Source organism: Vogesella mureinivorans (assembly GCF_007644035.1).
GTDB classification, from domain to species: domain Bacteria; phylum Pseudomonadota; class Gammaproteobacteria; order Burkholderiales; family Chromobacteriaceae; genus Vogesella; species Vogesella mureinivorans.
In genome coordinates, this window is sequence record NZ_VMTV02000614.1 from 1 (window position 1) to 278 (window position 278).

The 278-nt window shown below is 38.1% G+C and carries 1 protein-coding gene; it reads right to left on the reverse strand.

Features of this window, described 5'->3' with window-relative positions; all coding sequences use genetic code 11:
- On the reverse strand, positions 1–258 hold a 258-nt coding region (locus FLQ44_RS16530; RefSeq protein WP_206208934.1), incomplete at its 3' end, for a magnesium transporter.
- Positions 259–278 lie beyond the last annotated feature (20 nt).

Sequence of the window (278 nt, forward strand, 5' to 3'; positions counted from 1 at the left end):
GACAAGCAAAGGCAAAAAGAACACCAAAACAATATTCTTGGCAATGATATCTTCAAAATGTGCGATACCAAAGCCAGACAATAAGCTGCCAAATACCAAAATGACCAACCAAAACACACGTTTCTTATAAAGATAATGAATCGGTGCTGTTTTAATGCTCATTTTAGGAGAAGAAGTGACAGCACTTGATTTTAAAAAGTCTTCTGTCGCCTCTTCAGTCGCAATATCCATTGCATCATCATAGGTCACAATACCCACTAAACGTTGCTGCTGATCGA